This window comes from Rhodococcus sp. 05-2255-3B1, assembly GCF_002258545.1.
GTDB lineage: Bacteria > Actinomycetota > Actinomycetes > Mycobacteriales > Mycobacteriaceae > Rhodococcoides.
Window position 1 is genome coordinate 294276 of the sequence record NZ_NOZC01000031.1, and the last position, 14649, is coordinate 308924.

The 14649-nt window shown below is 64.1% G+C and carries 15 protein-coding genes; 5 read left to right on the top strand and 10 right to left on the bottom strand.

The window, feature by feature from the left end; genetic code table 11:
* Positions 1-7 precede the first annotated feature (7 nt).
* Positions 8-1405 carry a cytochrome P450 gene (locus CH249_RS18815; protein ID WP_094646871.1) on the top strand — a complete coding sequence of 466 codons (1398 nt, stop codon included), beginning with the start codon at positions 8-10 and terminating at the stop codon, positions 1403-1405.
* Here CH249_RS18815 and dinB read toward each other — a convergent pair whose 3' ends face one another.
* The 6 genes from dinB to CH249_RS18845 form a co-directional block, all read right to left on the bottom strand.
* Positions 1406-2593 carry a DNA polymerase IV gene (dinB, locus tag CH249_RS18820; protein ID WP_179272863.1) on the bottom strand — a complete coding sequence of 396 codons (1188 nt, stop codon included), beginning with the start codon at positions 2591-2593 and terminating at the stop codon, positions 1406-1408.
* 72 nt (positions 2594-2665) lie between these two features.
* On the bottom strand, positions 2666-3031 hold the full coding sequence (locus CH249_RS18825; RefSeq protein ID WP_143544545.1) for a hypothetical protein: 366 nt from the start codon (positions 3029-3031) through the stop codon (positions 2666-2668).
* A gap of 23 nt (positions 3032-3054) precedes the next feature.
* The gene (locus tag CH249_RS18830; protein WP_032397171.1) at positions 3055-4041 is read right to left on the bottom strand and encodes an inorganic phosphate transporter; all 987 of its coding nucleotides are present in this window, start codon (positions 4039-4041) and stop codon (positions 3055-3057) included.
* A 7-nt stretch (positions 4042-4048) separates the two neighbouring features.
* A complete protein-coding gene (locus CH249_RS18835; protein ID WP_094646763.1) occupies positions 4049-4666 on the bottom strand; it encodes a DUF47 domain-containing protein in 618 nt (205 codons plus the stop codon).
* Between the two features lie 25 nt (positions 4667-4691).
* Positions 4692-5609, bottom strand: coding sequence for a polyphosphate polymerase domain-containing protein (locus CH249_RS18840; RefSeq protein WP_032397173.1), 918 nt, complete (start codon positions 5607-5609; stop codon positions 4692-4694).
* A 15-nt stretch (positions 5610-5624) separates the two neighbouring features.
* Positions 5625-6473, bottom strand: a complete 849-nt coding sequence (locus CH249_RS18845) for a hypothetical protein (RefSeq protein ID WP_143544547.1) — start codon at positions 6471-6473, stop codon at positions 5625-5627.
* A gap of 87 nt (positions 6474-6560) precedes the next feature.
* Between CH249_RS18845 and CH249_RS28025 the strand changes: the two genes are divergently transcribed.
* The gene (locus CH249_RS28025; RefSeq protein WP_155290818.1) at positions 6561-6728 is read left to right on the top strand and encodes a hypothetical protein; all 168 of its coding nucleotides are present in this window, start codon (positions 6561-6563) and stop codon (positions 6726-6728) included.
* An 11-nt stretch (positions 6729-6739) separates the two neighbouring features.
* Here the strand turns inward: CH249_RS28025 and CH249_RS18850 are convergent, their stop codons facing one another.
* The 3 genes from CH249_RS18850 to CH249_RS18860 form a co-directional block, all read right to left on the bottom strand.
* Positions 6740-8377: a CotH kinase family protein gene (locus CH249_RS18850; protein ID WP_094682002.1), complete on the bottom strand. Its 1638-nt coding sequence runs from the start codon at positions 8375-8377 to the stop codon at positions 6740-6742.
* Between the two features lie 44 nt (positions 8378-8421).
* Positions 8422-9099 carry a DUF4956 domain-containing protein gene (locus CH249_RS18855; protein ID WP_094681971.1) on the bottom strand — a complete coding sequence of 226 codons (678 nt, stop codon included), beginning with the start codon at positions 9097-9099 and terminating at the stop codon, positions 8422-8424.
* 321 nt (positions 9100-9420) lie between these two features.
* Positions 9421-10014, bottom strand: coding sequence for a TetR/AcrR family transcriptional regulator (locus CH249_RS18860; protein WP_094630989.1), 594 nt, complete (start codon positions 10012-10014; stop codon positions 9421-9423).
* A gap of 156 nt (positions 10015-10170) precedes the next feature.
* On the opposite strand from CH249_RS18860, the gene CH249_RS18865 reads away from it, so the two are divergent.
* From CH249_RS18865 to CH249_RS18875, 3 genes are read left to right on the top strand one after another with little or no spacing between them, the layout of a single operon-like run.
* Positions 10171-12444, top strand: a complete 2274-nt coding sequence (locus CH249_RS18865; protein WP_094681972.1) for a bifunctional diguanylate cyclase/phosphodiesterase — start codon at positions 10171-10173, stop codon at positions 12442-12444.
* 11 nt (positions 12445-12455) lie between these two features.
* Complete coding sequence (gene bluB, locus CH249_RS18870; RefSeq protein WP_179273151.1) at positions 12456-13076, top strand: 5,6-dimethylbenzimidazole synthase; 621 nt, start codon at positions 12456-12458, stop codon at positions 13074-13076.
* On the top strand, positions 13073-14116 hold the full coding sequence (locus tag CH249_RS18875; RefSeq protein ID WP_256988369.1) for a hypothetical protein: 1044 nt from the start codon (positions 13073-13075) through the stop codon (positions 14114-14116). The genes bluB and CH249_RS18875 overlap by 4 nt, the downstream gene beginning before the upstream one ends.
* A gap of 3 nt (positions 14117-14119) precedes the next feature.
* Here CH249_RS18875 and CH249_RS18880 read toward each other — a convergent pair whose 3' ends face one another.
* Positions 14120-14632, bottom strand: a complete 513-nt coding sequence (locus CH249_RS18880; RefSeq protein WP_032397179.1) for a DUF427 domain-containing protein — start codon at positions 14630-14632, stop codon at positions 14120-14122.
* Positions 14633-14649 lie beyond the last annotated feature (17 nt).

Genomic DNA, 14649 nt, shown 5'->3' on the forward strand with positions numbered 1-14649 from the left:
AGTGGCGATGTCGACAGAGTTCGCGGTACGAAATGACGCTCTGCCGCATCCCCCGTACCGAGTCCCCGTGCTCGGCGACGTTCTCGGAATCAACCCGCGCACACCGGTTCAGGACTCGACCGCCATGGCCGGCCGCCTGGGCACCATGTTCGAGCGGAGCATCCTCGGCCGACGGTTCGTGTTCGCCTCGGGTGCCGATGTGGTGGGCGAACTGTGCGACGAGAAGCGGTTCGAGAAGTTTCTCCCTCCCGGCGTCGAGAATCTACGCGACATCGGAGCCGACGGTCTGTTCACCGCCTACAACCACGAACCGAATTGGCAACGCGCCCACGATCTGTTGCGTCCGGCGTTCACCGCCGGTGCCATGCGCGGTTATCACGAGATCATGGTCGACGTCGCCGACGATCTGGTTCGGCACTGGGAAGGTTGCGCACGCACCGGGGCGACGACCGACGTGTCCTCGGACATGACGAAGCTGACGCTCGAGACCATCGGTCGCACCGGGTTCAGTTACAGCTTCGGTTCGTTCGACCGAACCGAGCCGCATCCGTTCGTCTCCGCGATGGTCGGCGCACTGACCTACAACCAGCGGCGGGCGTTTCTGAAGGTCCCTGCGTTCGCCAAACCCTTGTTGGCCCGCTCGGATCGCGCGTACGCGCAGAACAAACAGTATTTGGCCGATGTCCTCGCAGACGTCGTCCGAACTCGACGCCGGTCCACCGAGAACTTCGACGACCTGCTGCAGATCATGATGAACGCGGCACGCGACGTCGAAAATCCGAATGCGTTGAGCGAAGCCAACATCGGCTACCAGATTTTGACGTTCTTGATCGCCGGGCACGAGACCACCTCCGGTGCGCTGTCGTTCGCGCTGTACTACCTGGCGACACATCCGGAGGTCTTCGAACGGGCCCGCGCCGAGGTCGACGAGGTCTGGGGTGCGGGCAAGCCCGAGTTCGGGCAGGTCCCCAAGCTACGGTACGTCCGCCGAGTCCTCGACGAATCGTTGCGCCTGTGGCCGACGGTTCCCGCGTTCGGCCGAGGAGCACGGGCCGAGACCACCGTCGGTGACGGCTACCGAATGGCGGCCGGGGACTGGGCGATCGTGCTGGTGACGGCCCTGCATCGCGATCCGGTGTGGGGCGATCGTCCCGGCGAGTTCGACCCGGACAACTTTCTACCCGACCGCATCAGGGCCAGACCGGCTCATGTCTACAAGCCCTTCGGTACCGGTGAACGTGCCTGCATCGGAAGGCAATTCGCCATTCACGAGGCGGTCCTGGTACTCGGAACCATTCTCCAGCGTTTCGATCTGCACGCCGACCCTTCGTACCGGCTTCAGGTCGTGGAGCGACTGACCATGATGCCCACGGGCTTTCGGGTGCAACCGTCGACTCGGCACTAGTCAGTCCGGCAACAGCGGAACCGAGATTCCCGGATCGCGGCCGAGAAGCACCCCACGAGTGAGCGATGTCGATCCGAACTTCTTGTGCACCCCGTCGAGCGCACGGTCGAGAGCCGATGCCTCCGGCGGCGTCCGCACCTGCGATGCGTCGAACTGCAACTCGAGCTGTTCGGCTCCACCCTTGTCGATACTCGAGACGGTGACACCGACGAGGGTGATGCCCTTCTCGGCGATCAGCGGTGCGGCATCACGGAGCAGTTCGAGTGCGGCGTCCAGGATGTCTCGGGTGTCGGCGGTGGCGCGATCGAGCGTGTGTGATCTGGTAGCGCGAGTGAAATCGGCAAACCGTAAGCGCAACATGACCGTTCGACCGGTTCGCTCTGCTGCGCGCATACGGTGCGTGACGCGATCGACGAGCCCGATCAACGAGGCCTCCACCTCGGCCGCGTCGTGCCTGCCGCGTCCGAGTGCCCGCTGCGCGCCGATGGAACTGCGTGACTTCCCGGGTTGGACGCGTCGCGGATCCCGGCCCATGGCGAGCGCGTACAGATGGGCGCCCGCTCCCTTGCCGAGCACCGATGCCAACGACCGCTCGCCGTAGGCTGCGATATCCCCGACGGTCCTGATGTCGAGGACGTGCAGCTTCTCGGCGGTCACTTTGCCTACGCCCCAGAGCCTTTCGATGTTCAGCGGATGCAGGAACTCGAGTTCGCCGCCGGGCGGCACGAGAAGAAGGCCGTCGGGCTTGGCGAAGGCACTGGCCACCTTGGCCAGAAACTTGGTGGTGGCGATCCCGACGGTGATGGGCAGCCCGACCTGCTCGGCGACGTCCCGGCGCAGTTGCCGACCGATCTCGGTCGCACTGCCCGCTATCTTCTGCAAGCCGCCGACGTCGAGAAATGCCTCGTCGATGGAGATGCCCTCCACCAGCGGGGTGGTGTCGTGGAAGACGTCGAACACGTCCTTGCTCGCCTGCGAATAGGCATCCATGCGTGGCGGGACGACGATCGCCTGCGGGCACACGGCGCGGGCCTGCCCACCGCTCATCGCCGTGCGTACCCCGAAGGCCTTGGCCTCGTAGCTGGCGGCGAGCACCACTCCCCCGCCGACGATCACCGGCCTGCCGCGCAACCGCGGGTCGTCACGCTGCTCCACCGAGGCATAGAAGGAGTCCAGATCGGCGTGCATGATGCTCGCCACGGGTCGGCCGCTGGACTCCACGAGTCCATGCTCGCACGGCCCACCGACACCGCACCCGACTCAGCGGCAGACGTGCTCCTCCGCGGCCTGCACGATCGGCTCGGCCCAGGGTTCGCCGGTCCCCTTGTCGTAGGTTGCTCCCAGAGAATCGGTCACCTCTGCGACGGCTTCCTCCTCCGTGAGTCCCTGTTGGGCGCGGGTCTCGCAGAAGCCGGGAATGTAGATACCGAGCGCGAACACCTCGTTGACGGTCGTTCCGATGCCCTGCCCGTAGAGGTCGTCGAACAGTTCGGCCATTCCCGGGGTCTCGAGAAAACCGTCCCGTGCCTCCTGAACATCACGCGACACATCGCTCCCTGCGCCGGAGGACGTCAGCTCGTAGCTGCAGCCGGCGGTCAACGCCATCACGCACAGTGCAGCACTCACCGATGTCCGACCTACTCGCGACTTCACAGGACCACCCCGGCAACCACGTAGGTCAGCGCGGCGACAGCTGCCGCCGCGGGCAGCGTGGTGACCCACGCCGCGAGCATGTTTCCCGCCGTTCCCCAACGCACGGCCGTCGTGCGCTTGGTCGCCCCGACGCCCATGATCGCCGACGAAATGACATGCGTCGTCGATACCGGTGCTCCCAGTCCGATCGAGGCAACGTAGAGAACCGCGGATGCGGTCGCCTCGGCCGCGAAGCCCTGGGGTGGGTCGAGTTCGATGATCTTGCGGCCGAGGGTGCGCATGATCCGCATTCCTCCGGTCGCTGTTCCGACCGCCAGCACCGTCGCGGTGAGGAAATAGCACCACAGAGGAATCGTGTAATCGGCCTGATGACCCGACACCACCAGTGCCAGAACCACGATGCCCATCGTCTTGGCCGCATCCTGCATACCGTGCCCGAAGGCCATGGCTGCGGCCGAGCATGTCTGAGCTCGCCGGAATCCGCGGCTGGTGGCACTGGGAGACGAGCGGCGGAACATCCACAGAATGGCCACCATCGCGGCACTTCCGAGCGCGAAACCGACTGCAGGAGAAACGATCATCGGCAGGATTACCTTGGTCGCGACGCCTCCCCACAGCACTGTCATTCCGCCTGCGAGTGCAGCTCCCACCATGCCGCCCACCAATGCGTGCGAGGACGAGGACGGCAACCCGAACCACCACGTGATCAGATTCCAGGCGATGGCACCGACCAGGGCGCACCCGACCACGAGCAATGCGTCGGATCCGACATCGAGGGCGATGATTCCCTCGCCGACCGTCGAGGCGACCTTCGCACCGAAGAAGGAGCCGAGCAGGTTTCCCACCGCGGCCATGAGCAGAGCCGAACGCAGTGTGAGTGCACGCGTGGACACCGACGTCGCGATGGCATTGGCCGAATCGTGAAAGCCGTTGGTGAAGGTGAACGCCATCGCCAGAGTGATGACAAGAACGAGTGCTACCACCGCGCACTCACGTCTCTTTCAACACGATGGATTCGATGACGTGCGCGACTTTCTCGAAAGCGTCTGCGGCATCTTCGAGTTCGTCGCCCACTCCCTTGAGTTTCATCACGGTCAACGCGTCGAAACGGCCATCGAACAGATCCGCCAGGAATGTCCGATAGGCATGGTCGGCCCGGTTCTCGAGCTCGTTGATCTCGATCCAGTAGCGCTCGAGATCCTTCATCGACGCCAGCCTCGGCATGGCTTCCGCAGTGACTTTCGCCGACCGGTCGAGGATGTCGATCATGTCGTGCATGTGCGGGGTGAGTCGGTCGATCCGGTAGAGCGAGAGCAGATGAGTCGCCGCTTCCATGTGGTCCATCACGTCGTCGAGACTCGAACCCAGGACGTAGATGTCGGTGCGATCGAACGGGGTGATGAAACTCGAATTCAGGGTGCGGAACAGGTCGTGAGTGATGCTGTCTGCTTCGTGCTCGAGATCGACCATGCGACGCGCCACAGCATCGATCTCCGGTGCGGATTCGAGCAGTTCGGTCAACGTCTTGGCTCCGGCGGCCAGCAGTTGAGCCGAGGAGTTGAACAGGTCGTAGAACAGAACGGACTTGGGCTTGAAGCGTGCGAACATCGTGCGGCTCCTAGGGGTGAGTCGGCTACCGGCGAGCGCCGGCGTATGGCTCGAGTAGATCCGACGGCACGCGATGATCGGCATCGGCGGGAAGCACGAGTTCGGGTGCACCGGCGCGTGATCGGGGTGCCATTCCGAATGCCTCGATGGACTGGCAGTACTTCGAGACGCGAATGACGGACATGTTCATGCGAGCCGTCATATCGGTCACCCAGTACGGAACCCGCTCGTTGGCCTTGATCTCCAGGATGGCCAGCTTGGGCGGAATGATGAACCGATTCTCGGCACCGGAGTCGAAGCGGAAGTCGCGGTCGCGTCCGTGCACCTTGTGATCGATGGTTACCCGAAGCCCCAGATCGGCCTCGCGTCCGACGTACGCCTCGCGTAGATAGCCGGTCGTCACCATCGGACGCAGGTCGAGATTGGCGATCAACGTACTGACCTCGTTGACGAACGGGCGTTGACTCGGATCGCAGTCGATCTCCTCACGTCCGTTCAACCACCGCTGAGAAACGTCGTAGGGCAACGAGATTCGACGCTTCTGCGTGACCCTGTTGACGCGCTGCTTGATCTCGATCTGCACCGGTGTGTCGTCCGTGCACTCCGACGGCGCCCCGTACAGGCGCACCCGCACCTTGCGTCGGAACTTCAGGCCCTCGATCTTCTCCCAGTAGAACCGCAGGTCGGTGGTGTCGTAGTACAGCGAGGTGACCGGGTAACCGCCCTTCGGCGAGAACGGATCGGTGTCCATCCGCGCCGTCAGCTCTTCACGGACCTGCGCGACGTCTGCCTCGGCGACGAAGTACTTGATCTCGTACCGGTTGAACGAGTGCAGCTTGCTTGCGGTCTGCTGGTAACCGGTGGGCTCGGTGGTCAGGTCTTCCGGCGACGCACCCTGCTTCTCCAGTGCGGCCTTGGGTCGAAATTTGTCGAACAGACTCATGCGGATTCCTTCTTCCTACGAACGGTGGAACGGAGCGAGCACTACGGCGGGCAAGTCGGCAGCTCCGTCGGCCTCGGACGCGAGCAGCAGTTCACCCGCGTCGGTGAAGGCGACGGCCTCGCCCTGTGGTTGATCGGGGCCCTCGACAACACCGGTTGGAGCGCCCGAGAATGCCGCGGCCACATCGCCGTCGGCGATATCGAAGACGAACAGATCCTTCTTCGTTCGCAGTGCCCCCACAGTGGCATCGGCATCGACGGCCGCCCCGGTGATCGGCCTGCTCGATCCGTCCGGTGCCGTCGCCGACACCGTTCCATTGCGAGCAAGATCGATCAATTGCGGAGAGGCGGTGACGGATTCGGCGCTGCTGTATATCGTGGCGGACGCACCGCCGGAGGCCTTGGTGATCAACACCGGTTGCCCGCTGGGCGTCAGAGCGAACGCCTCGACGTCGTGTGCGCGGTCCGGGTAGCGCAGAGAGACGGAGGTCCGCCGATCGGACCGAACATCGACGCCGATCAGCGTGACGCTGTCGCGGTCACTGTCGTTGTCACCGGTGTCGGCGAGCCACACGATCCCCGCATGATCGACGGCCATGTCCTCGACGTCGACCGTCTCGACCCCGACCTCGACCCACCTCGTGACCTCGCAGGCACGGTCGAGCACCGCCAGCCGGTCGTCGCTGCCGCGATCTCCTATCGCGTATCCGGTATCGCCCGTCCACGCCAGGCCCGAGAGCTCGGACAGTCCCGGATCGGTCGGAGTACACCAGGTCTCGAATGCTGCCGTCGACTCCGGTTGGGTCACCCCGCACGACGCGAGAACCGAGACACCGATCCCACATGCGGCGACAGTCCGACCCACGCGTCGATTCCTGTTGTTCACCCACGCGTCGCCTGACCGCCACGCGAACGAGCGGCGATCGTCACCACCCGGGAGCAACATCGGCTCATGAACGGTCGAACCTCTGTTCCGGAGTTGCTGGTGGCCACGGGTACGGCGCGCACGCTCGCGCAGGCCGCCTCCTTCGTGATGGAGGGCATGGTCCTGCTCAACGGACTGCCGCTGCGCGACCCCCGCCGCGAGGTTTCCCCGGCGGACACCCTGACCCTCCGCTGACCGCCGGGACATCACGACGATCCCGTGACAACAGGATCGTCGGCGAGTGCGTCGATTCGGATCTGCAGCCGTGACTTCAATTCCGCAGCATCCGCGTCGATGTCCTCCTGGGAGAGACCGGCCGACGTGGGAACGGACGCGGCGACCTCGTCGACGATGTCGAGCACCCGGCCACTGGCCCACAACTCGTCGTAGATCGTGCGGAACGCAGTGTCGTACTCGTCGGTGAACTCCGTCGAATCCAAGAACATGTCCTTGAGCGAATTACCCAGCATCGGGCCACCTTCGGGCACGCCCCCGCCTTCCGGGAGCTCCATTCCCTCCGGTGGGGTGAAGCCCTCGGGCAGCTGCGGCATGCCACCGCCTGCCCCTCCGCCACCGGGAATCATCGAGACTTCGTCGTGGGCCCCGGCGGTGGAATCGGAATTCAGAGCCAGATTGAGATCCCACGACACGACGGAGAACTTCTTCGTGTCCAGGTCGTAGTAGAGATAGAAGTTCTTTCCCGGTCCGCCCATGTCGTCGCCGTTGCCCAGCAAGTTCTGCAGTGCAAGATAATTCGCCAGCGAGTCGACGTCGACGTAGTCGGCCAGATGCGCATCGAACTCGGCCTGGTCTGCACCGTCGAGCCACTTCAACAGCGTGATGATCGGTTTCAGGTCCGCTGTCCCGCGGGCATTGATCTGGGTGAACTGCTCTGCATAGGTGGTCTGATCGTCACCCTGATACGTGAAGCTCGCATTCGCTCCGGTCTTGTACAACACCCCGTCGCCGTCCTCCAGAGAATTGGCGTAGTCGTCATCGGGAGCAACGACCACCAGTCGCGTCGTCTCGGCCGAGTCGTTCACCGAGTACGTGGTGTAGGTGAAGTCCTGGGTCGGCTGGCCCGAAGCGTCGGTGATCGCAAGAGAGACCGACTCGTTCAACGCCGGAGTGTACGGCCGCAGCGAGAGCGTGGTGTGACCCTGATACGCCCGCCCCTCGGAGTACTCGGCGAAGTCGATCAGAAACGGAAGATCCTCGGGCGCATCGAAACTGAGCGGTTCACCGAACACACCCATCCCGGCTCCCCCGGGCATTCCCCCGCCCTCGGGCATGGCTGCACCGTCCGCAGGCACGGCTGCACCCTCCGGCATCGCTGCACCCTCGGGCATCGCCGCGCCCTCGGGCATCGCCGCGCCCTCGGGCATGGTTGCGCCGTTCGCAGGGGGTGCTGCGCGGTCCGCGCCGGCATTGCCACCACCGCGTCCCGGCATCGTGCCGTCGTCGTTGCTCAGCGAACTCAGCGTCGAGTTGCCCTTCAGTCGAATACCGACGTCCGAGATCAGAGTCCCGTCGATGGTGATGTCGGCGGGTACCGATTCCTTGACACCCTCGTTCTGGAACGAGTCCTTCAGGGTCTGGTAGTCACCGGCATCGATGTCGAGCGAAATCGAATGCGACACAGTGGGATCGAAGAGGTCGACCGTGCCCTGGACGTTCTCGGTGATCTCCGACGCGATGACGGTTGCATCGCCGGTGATGTACGGGCGGATCCGGGTCGACCCGAACACGGTCGCCATCACCACGACGAACACCAGGAGCGAGGCAGCGATCTTCCAGTGCTGCCGCACCGTCCGAGGAATTCGATGGATCAACCTCCTTCGCAGGGTCGTCGGAGCGGAGGGAAAGTTCGTGTTCGGGTCGGCCACGATCAGATATCCGTCTGGTCGTATCCGGTGAGTACCGAAACCCGTTGTCCGGTATTGACCTCACTGAGGGCAGCGATCAACTCACCGGGCTTCTTGCCGGACCGCAGTTGTGCGGTGAAATACAGCTCGGTCAGTGCGCCCGATCTCACCGATTCGGTACTGACAAGCTCGAACTCCTTGCAGTACTTGATCAGTACGTCCTCGACCAGATCGGTGTAATCGGCGTCGGGTGGCACCTGAACCTTGACGACCTGACGCTGCACATCGAGCTTGAACCAGTCGAACTTGCTCATCACCACCATCACCAGGCAGATCGCGAACGTTGCCGCGATCGCCAACACGTAGAAGCGCGTTCCCGTGGCCATGCCGATCGCCATCACGAGGAAGATGAAGCCGACGTCGCGAGTTTCCTTGATGGCGTTGCGGAATCGGACGACGGACAACGCACCGACGAGGGCGAACGCCCGCGCCACGTTCGATCCGACGACCAGCATGATCAGGCTGATGACCATGCCCACCGTGACGAGAGTTTGTACGTAGGACTGGCTGTACGAGACGTTCTTGTGGGTGAGTCGATAGACCCAGCCGATGATGGTCGACAGGACGAACGACAGTGTCAGAGACACCACGATGTCGAACGTCGAGAACGTTCCGCTCAGGTCTTGAATGTTGAAATTCATCGCATTCCGATCGAGTTGTATCGAATTTCGCACTGGCTACCGGGGGTGGTTCGGCCCGCGCGCCGGCGTAATCCTCGCTGTTTACCGTTTGTTCGGATGCCGTTAACCATAGAGACATTCGGTCCGGAAATTCCATACAGGAAGCTGGCAGTTTCCTGCCAATTCAGCCGTGAGAAGCCTGGCAGCACACAGTCGATCCACGACGAATACCCGACATCCACTTCGGATGTCGGGAAGGGTCATCGTTTCTTATCATGTTGCAGTGCAACAGTTTCGATTGTTCGCTGCAGGCAACGTAACTCCGACCGAACAGGCTCGCGATCAGCGAGCCTCCGAGCGCAGGGCCGGCAGAATGACCTCGTCGATGATTCGGGTTCGGTATTCCGAATCCAAAGGCTTGGCATCGGTCAATGGCCCCGTCATGATCGCGCTGAAAACCATGTATTGCAGAAAATCGGCAGCGGGCGGTCTGGTCGACAATTCCCCCCGCTCCACCGCACGCATGACGACCGACTCGAGGAATCGAGCCTCGGGTTCGAGGAACGTTCTCCGCACCGCTGCCGCCAACTGTTCGTCGACCATCACCGCATGGTGGATCGCCGCGGCGAAACGTTGATCGTGCTCCGCCCCCTCGGACACCCGGTGCATCAGCTCGAGCAGATCTCCACGAAGGTCGCCGGTATCGATGCCGACGAACGGCGGGGGGCCCACCGATTCGATGGCAGCGACCACCAGCTCGGCCTTGCTCGACCACCTCCGATAGAGGGTGGCTTTGCTGCACTGCGCTCGTTCGGCAACCAGGTCCATCGACAGCGAGTCGTAACCGACCTCCCCGAGGCAGAGCAGCGCAGCGTCGAGAAACTCGCCCTCGCGCTCCACACTCACCCTCGACCGACGTGGGGCGTCGCCGTTCATCCGTGCCCCCTCATCGAATCGAAACAGTTTCGTACCGATAATCGATCGTAGCGCTGAGGCATACTTCTGTCACGGGACGCGAGTGCAGGTGACCTACATCACGTCAGTGTGACATTGTTGAAGCCGTCGGATCGGCGTGAACGGCTGGAGAAAATCGTGACGGCCTGGTGGCGGTGGTACGCAGCGCTCGGCGCAGTCGGCTGCGTCGTCTACTTCCTCGTCCCCACGATCGTCTGGGCTCAGTCGGTCTTCGTACTCGTCGGAGCGTCCGCCGTCGCTGCCACCGTGATCGGTACCAGGATGCACCGGCCCGCCAACCGCAGAGCCTGGCTGGCCATCGCCACCGGAACCGCACTGTGGGTGCTCGGCGACATCGTGTTCGAGTGGATCCACGTCACTCGCGGCAGCGTGCCGTATCCCTCGATCGCCGATGCGCTGTACCTCGTCGGCTATCCGATCTACGGTTTCGGCCTGTTTCTGCTGGCCCGCCACAAGTGGCGGGCCAGTGAGCGTGGGCATGTCGCCAACAGTGCCATCATCATGGTGGCCTTCGGACTGCTCACCTGGGTCTTCGCCGTCCAGCCGACGCTCGGCGCGGAAGGAATCTCCGGATTGGGCGGACTCGTCGACGTCGCGTACCCCGCGATGGACATCTTCCTGCTCGGACTGCTGGCCCACTTCGTCGGATCACGACAATGGCGAGCCCTGTCCTACCGACTGCTCACCTGCGCCGTGTTGTTGCTCGTCGTCACCGACACCGTCAACAACTTCGCGATCATGCCCGCGTCCTCGTCCCAGCGGTCGCTGTTCGACGTCGGATGGACCCTGTCCTACGTCCTGATCGGCGTCGCCGCCCTGCACCCGTCGATGCGCCGCATCACCAACCCGAACATCGAATCCGACGCACATCTGATGGCGTCGTTCACCACCCCGACGGTCGTCGTGCTCACTGCGGCCACATTGACCGCACCGATCGTCATGTTCATCGAAGTCGTTCGCGACGAACCGATCGAGCAGTGGGGTTGGGCAGTTCTGCTCTGCGCCGGAGCGTTGGTGATCCTGGTGGTGTTTCGCATCACCGATCTGTTGCGGTTGCTGCACACTCAAACGGTGCAGTTGCGTGCAGTCGCCGACACCGATCACCTCACCGGGTTGGCCAATTTACGCGCCCTGGAACATCAGGTCTGGAGCAATGCCGGCGGATCGACATTGCTGACCGTCGATATCGATCGTTTCAAAGAGATCAACGACACGTTCGGGCGCGGCCTGGGCGACCGGGTTCTCGTGGTGGTCGCCGACCGCCTACGAAGTATCGTCGACGAATCGATTCTGTTGGCACGCTTGGCCGGTGACGAGTTCGCGCTGTGCGGGCCGGCGGAATCGATGGACCCGGCCGCGTTGGCCGAGAAGATTCAACAGCAATTCGCCACGCCTTTCGAGGTGGAGAACATGACTCTGCTGATCGAAGCGAGCGTCGGTGTCGCGTCGAACTCTCCGGCTACCGAGGGCGACGAGGAGACCACACCGGATCGCCTCGTGCAGCGCGCCGACCTCGCCGTCCAGACGGCGAAAGCCGCTCAGTCGCGCGTTGCGTACTACGACCGATCGATGGACCGGGACAAGAGCGAGCAACTCATCATGCTCGGCGAGCTCACCACAGCACTCGAATCGGACCAGCTGCGGCTGCACTACCAGCCTCAGGTCGACCTCAGGACGATGAGCGTCGTCGGCGTGGAAGCACTACTGCGGTGGCATCACCCGAACGGTAACGTCCTGTCCCCCAGCGCATTTCTGCCCACCGCCGAACGTACCGGACTGATCCGGCCGCTGACGAACTACGTTCTCACGCACGCCCTCGCCCAACGCAGGCAATGGCTGGCCGACGGTCTCGACCTGAGCATCGCTCTCAACATCTCGACTCGAAATCTGTTCGACGACACCTTGATCGAGCAGGTGTGCACGGCGCTGACCGAATTCGACTGCCCTCCGTGGCGATTGACGGTGGAAGTGACCGAGACCTCGGCGATGACCGACCCGGTGGGCGCGACGGAGAAGCTGTCGATTCTGCACGCGATGGGTGTGCAGGTCGCCATCGACGACTACGGCACGGGCTACAGCTCACTCGCCTACATCGAGCGGTTGCCGGTCCAGGAGTTGAAGATCGATCGCGCCTTCATCGCCGGCATGGCCCACAATCCCGCACACGCCGCCATCGTGCGCTCGACCGTCGAACTGGCCCGTACTCTGGGATTGTCGGTGACGGCCGAGGGCGTGGAGGACGAGATGACGATGACGGCGTTGCGTGAGCTCCGGTGCGGTCGGGCACAAGGTTTCCACCTCGGCCGGCCCACCTCGGCAGATCGACTGCCCGCCCTCGTCGCCGAGCTCGACGAACGTCTGAGAAGTGTTACAGGAGAACGGATATCATGACCGAGGCAGCCCTGTCGGTGTATGCAGCCATTCGATCTCGCCGCGACGTTCGCGCCGAGTTCGACGGAACCGTCGTCGACGACGAGACGCTGCGCCGCATCCTCGGTGCCGCGCATCAGGCCCCGAGCGTCGGCAACACCCAACCCTGGGACTTCGTGATCGTCCGCAAGCCCGATACCCTGAGCGCCTTCGCCGCCCACGTGGCCGGCTGCCGACAGGACTTCGCGGACAAGCTCGATGCCGAACGCCGAAAGACGTTCGACCCCATCCGTATCGAGGGAATCGAGACGAGCGGAACCGGGGTGGTGGTCACCTACGATCCGGGCCGTGGAGGTCGGCACGTCCTCGGCCGCGACACCGTCGACGACACCGGATTGTTCTCCGCCGTACTGGCCATCGAAAATCTCTGGCTCGCAGCGATAGCCGAGAACGTCGGCGTCGGCTGGGTCTCCTTCTACGACGAGGCTTATCTCACCGAACTGCTCGACATCCCCGCACCGGTTCGCCCCATCGCGTGGCTGTGTGTGGGTCCGGTCGAATCGTTCCAGGAGGTTCCCGATCTGGAGCGCTTCGGGTGGCGCACCCGTCGTCCTCTGGACGACGCCCTGCACTTCGAGCAGTACCGCCGATGATGCGGGCACGCCTGGTGACGGTTGCGGCCGCGCTCCTGTTGGTGACCGGCTGCTCTGCCGACACTGTCGACGAAACCAATCCTCCCGCAACGACTCCGGCGGCCGAGCCGGCACAGGCCCCGGACTCGGCCGACCCGATCGGAACCGTCGTCGCCCTTCCCGGTGCTCCCGAGGGTGTCGTGGTCGGCTCGTCCGGCATCGCAGCTGCCGGGGTACGTGAACCCGACGGCGTGGTGCTGTTCGATGCGGCCACCGGTGTCGTGCGCCAGATGGTCGCGACGACGGGTGCACCGCGCCATCTCTCGCTCGCAGGTCCCGACGGCCCGGTGTTGGTTCCGCTCGAAGGCAGTGACGAACTGCTCGAGATCTCACTCGACGACGGCGCGATCCTGTCGACCGCCACGGGGGTGGGCCGTCAACCACACGACGCCGTGCAGACCTCCGACGGCACCATCGTGGCCACCAACGAAATGGGTGGCGGAGTGATCTTCCTCCGCGACGGGTCGGTGGTGTCGGAGCTTCCGCCCGGGCCCGTCCAACCCGGTGGAGTCGCCGCTCTCGGTCCCTACGCTGCCGTCGCGGACGTGCAGGGCAACGGTGTGTGGGTCTACGACGGTGCGACGCGCAAGGAGGTGGCGCAGGCTCCGATCGGGGTCAAGCTCACGCACGCGGTGACGGTGAATCAGACGGTGGCCGGGTTCGCCGACACCGACGGCGGCACGGTCCTTCTCGCCTCGGTCGACACCGCAGGAGGCATTCGCCAGATCGCGTCGATCGATGCGCCCGGCAACCCGTACGGGCTCGCCGTCGATCCCGAACGCCGGCTGCTGTTCGTGACGCTGACAGCGTCGAATCTCCTGCGGGTGGTCGACGTGTCCGATCCAGCCGCTCCTCGGACTCTGGGCGACGTTCCGACGGTGACGCAGGCCAATTCCGTCGCCGTCGATCCGCGCACCGGGGACGTGCTGGTGACCGGTAGCGACCCCGGTGCGGCGAGTTCGATTCAGATCATCACCCGCGCAGAGTTGCCCGGCGGTTAGCCCTCACCACCCGTAGGAGCCGGGGATTCCCTTGAACGGCCCGACGACATCGTCGGTGATCCAGCCCTCGTAGAACCCGCCTTCCTGTGGTCGCACGGCCTCACCGTCGATCTCGCATTCGACGCGGCTCGGCGAGAAGGCCAGGTAGCCGGCGATGTCGACGAACCGTGGCGTCGGGTTCTCGTAACTCCACGCCGCCGCCGGTGCCACGGCGTCGCCTCCGTGCACATCCCAGTACGTGGCCGCACCCTTCCACTCGCAGTGCGTCGAGCGGGCGTCCGAGGGCGTCAGCGCACCCGGGACCACGTCCGAAGGTGAGATGTACCAGGTCGGTGGGTGGCTCGTCTCGAGCACTCGGTACGCGGCGGTGGTGCGGGCGATCACCTGACCGCCGAGACGGACGACCAGCGATCGGTTGGAGGACTCGAGCCGCGGTGGGCGGGGGTAATCCCACACCGACTCCTGGCCCGGCTTCGGCTTCTCGGGAACGACGGATCTCGGCAAGTTCTGACTCATCCTTCGATGGTGCCACC

Bases quoted from the DNA above. Each gene is read 5' to 3' on its own strand.
- CH249_RS18815 (WP_094646871.1), top strand. From the start codon at position 8: ATGTCGACAGAGTTCGCGGTACGAAATGACGCTCTGCCGCATCCCCCG.
- dinB (WP_179272863.1), bottom strand. From the start codon at position 2,593: ATGCACGCCGATCTGGACTCCTTCTATGCCTCGGTGGAGCAGCGTGAC.
- CH249_RS18835 (WP_094646763.1), bottom strand. From the start codon at position 4,666: ATGTTCGCACGCTTCAAGCCCAAGTCCGTTCTGTTCTACGACCTGTTC.
- CH249_RS18840 (WP_032397173.1), bottom strand. From the start codon at position 5,609: ATGAGTCTGTTCGACAAATTTCGACCCAAGGCCGCACTGGAGAAGCAG.
- CH249_RS28025 (WP_155290818.1), top strand. From the start codon at position 6,561: ATGAACGGTCGAACCTCTGTTCCGGAGTTGCTGGTGGCCACGGGTACG.
- CH249_RS18855 (WP_094681971.1), bottom strand. From the start codon at position 9,099: ATGAATTTCAACATTCAAGACCTGAGCGGAACGTTCTCGACGTTCGAC.
- CH249_RS18860 (WP_094630989.1), bottom strand. From the start codon at position 10,014: ATGAACGGCGACGCCCCACGTCGGTCGAGGGTGAGTGTGGAGCGCGAG.
- CH249_RS18875 (WP_256988369.1), top strand. From the start codon at position 13,073: ATGATGCGGGCACGCCTGGTGACGGTTGCGGCCGCGCTCCTGTTGGTG.
- CH249_RS18880 (WP_032397179.1), bottom strand. From the start codon at position 14,632: ATGAGTCAGAACTTGCCGAGATCCGTCGTTCCCGAGAAGCCGAAGCCG.